Source organism: Protofrankia sp. CiT1 (assembly GCF_917627335.1).
Lineage (GTDB): Bacteria > Actinomycetota > Actinomycetes > Frankiales > Frankiaceae > Protofrankia.
In genome coordinates, this window is the sequence record NZ_CAKJTP010000283.1 from 1 (window position 1) to 2,203 (window position 2,203).

4 protein-coding genes and 1 pseudogene are annotated in these 2,203 nt (G+C 67.2%); 4 read left to right on the top strand and 1 reads right to left on the bottom strand.

Annotated features, from left to right (window positions below; all coding sequences use genetic code 11):
* Positions 1-186: helix-turn-helix domain-containing protein (locus MJ785_RS21525; RefSeq protein WP_239382676.1), on the top strand; the 186-nt coding region annotated here is incomplete at its 5' end.
* Between the two features lie 28 nt (positions 187-214).
* Here the strand turns inward: MJ785_RS21525 and MJ785_RS21530 are convergent.
* Positions 215-400 carry an AlpA family transcriptional regulator gene (locus MJ785_RS21530; protein WP_239382678.1) on the bottom strand — a complete coding sequence of 62 codons (186 nt, stop codon included), beginning with the start codon at positions 398-400 and terminating at the stop codon, positions 215-217.
* Positions 401-560: 160 nt separating this feature from the next.
* Here MJ785_RS21530 and MJ785_RS21535 point away from each other — a divergent pair, with 160 nt between their 5' ends.
* The 3 genes and pseudogenes from MJ785_RS21535 to MJ785_RS21545 form a co-directional block, all read left to right on the top strand.
* Positions 561-845 (top strand): hypothetical protein, encoded by a 285-nt coding sequence (locus MJ785_RS21535; RefSeq protein ID WP_239382680.1) that lies wholly within the window; start codon positions 561-563, stop codon positions 843-845.
* A 269-nt stretch (positions 846-1,114) separates the two neighbouring features.
* On the top strand, positions 1,115-1,336 hold the full coding sequence (locus MJ785_RS21540) for a hypothetical protein (protein ID WP_239382682.1): 222 nt from the start codon (positions 1,115-1,117) through the stop codon (positions 1,334-1,336).
* Positions 1,336-2,203: pseudogene (locus MJ785_RS21545) on the top strand (site-specific integrase); the annotation flags it as partial. The gene MJ785_RS21540 and the pseudogene MJ785_RS21545, both read left to right, overlap by 1 nt.

A 2,203-nucleotide genomic window follows, 5' to 3' on the forward strand; every position in this document is an offset into this window, starting at 1 on the left:
CTTCTTCTCACCCCGGCTGAAGCTGCGGCTGAGCTGCGGGTGAGTCGCGCGAAGCTCTATCAGTTGATGAAGGCTGGGTTGATCGACTCTGTGGTGATCGACCGGTCGCGACGGATACCGCGGGCGGCGCTCACTGCCTACGTCGATCGGCTCTGTGGGCGTGTTGGCGATGACAAGGCGGCGTGAATCAGTGGTGGCGCGGGCTCCGCCGCGCTCACTTGTGGTTGTCGCCGGTTGTGTCGGGTCGATGTTCGGCAATCCAGCGCTCGACGTCCGCGGTTTCCCAGATCCGGCCGGCGGCGAGGTCGGCAACGGGCTTGGGGAACGTCGGGTCCTGCGCAAGCTGGCTCACCCGCTGCCGGCTGACCCCGAGTCGTTTTCCGATCTCGGCGGCGCCCATGAGGTGATGCACGACAGCAGAGTACTTGACGGTTGCCTATAGCGTCCCGCAGACTCGACACGAGCTAGGCAACCGTCAAGAAGACGGCGGTCCCGGTGGGTGCGGCTAACACCACACCGGGACCTTGATCCCAACCCTTCATGCCAAGGGAGCGAGACCCATGCCCATCATTCCGCCTGACCATGGCCCGTGGCGCACCCCGTCCAACCAGCCGCCGTTCGTGACCGTGCAGCGGTCCGACTCCGGCGACTGGGAGGTCACCGTCCGGCCGGGTGCCGATCCGGTTGACCTGCGCGCGGCACTCGTCACACTGCCGGTAGACACGGTGTTCATCGAAGCCTTCGGCGATGTCGACATCACGCTGATCTTCCGGATGATTCCCGGGTCACCGGCGCTGCTGCCGCCGGGCATCGGTGACCCGCCGCGTATCCCGGCGATGCGCTGACCTACGCGGTTCGTCGCTTCTCCCCCATTTTTCTTCCGTTCCTCTGGTAGGCGCCTGATCTGCCGGGGGGCTGGACGGGTCCAGGGTCGGCGTAGCCGATCACGTAGTGACGCGTGAGCGCCCTGGACGCGGCCGGTTCCCCGACAGACCCTTCCGCGTCCAGAGGACCGGAACAGCAGCGCCACATGACATGCGTATGTGGCGTTGTCCAGCACATTTCCCGCCTCTTTATCTTCTCCGTTCGATTGTTCGGCAAGGAGTGATCTTTCGTGGTGTCTGAACCCGACGACGGGCCGCGCATGCTGTCCGTGGTCGACGCTTTGCATGCGCATCTTGACCGTGCCGACCGTGGTCAGGGCCGATGGTTCGCGGACCCGACCGGACAGGCCGGGCAGGAGGAGTTCGCCTGCGACATGGGCGAGAGCCGGTATGGCTGTCCGTGGTGTGACCGGATCGCCTGGCCGGACGGCAACCCGGTGGACGGTGCCTGATGGCCGCGGGGAAAGGGAGCCGGCGGGGGAACAACGAGGGGTCGGCGTACCGGTATCGCAACGGTTGGGCCGGTCAGGTCAGCATGCCGGACGGTACCCGCAAGACCGTGTACGGCACGACGAAAGAGGCTGTCCTCGACGACATCAGGAAGATCCGGCGGGCTCTTGATGATGGCGTGCCGGTGGTCACGACCCGGATGACGGTGGGGGAGTATCTCGAGCAGTGGGTGACGGTGGTGCTGGCGTCCCGGGTGGTGGCGGGCACGCTGGCGGAGTCGACCGCGGAGTCGTATGAGCTGCTGGTGCGGCTGCACATCATCCCGGTGCTGGGCCGCCACGAGCTACGGAAGCTCTCGACGGCGCAGGTCCGGCAGTGGATGACGGCGAAGCTCACCGAACCGTCCGCGGCCGGTCTCGCCGCTCGCCGACGACAGGAGGAGGAGAAAGCACGCCGGGCCGCGGAGAAGGAAGCACGGGAGCGGGCTGCCGGGGCCGATCGGCCACAGCGGCCTGGTGGGCGCACGCCTGGCCCACCGAAGCGGGTTCCGACTCCCGAACCGAAGCCGATCAGACCGCTGTCGGCGCGCAGCGTCCGCTATCTGGTGACGATCTTGCGGCTGGCGTTGAAGGACGCGGTCCGTGAGGAACTGCTGGTCCGTAACGTCGCGGAGCTGGTCCAGCCGCCGCGTAGGGATGATGCGCCGGTGCGGGCGCTGAGCGAGGTGGAAGCGGGCCGGGTGCTGGCGGTGGCGCTGGTCGATCGGCTTGCCGGGCTGTGGATGGTCATGCTGGCGTTGGGGTTGCGCAAGGGGGAGGCGCTCGGGCTGCGCTGGGATGTGATCGATCTGGACGCGGGCACGGTCGAAA

Bases quoted from the DNA above. Each gene is read 5' to 3' on its own strand.
- MJ785_RS21535 (WP_239382680.1), top strand. From the start codon at position 561: ATGCCCATCATTCCGCCTGACCATGGCCCGTGGCGCACCCCGTCCAAC.
- MJ785_RS21530 (WP_239382678.1), bottom strand. From the start codon at position 400: ATGGGCGCCGCCGAGATCGGAAAACGACTCGGGGTCAGCCGGCAGCGG.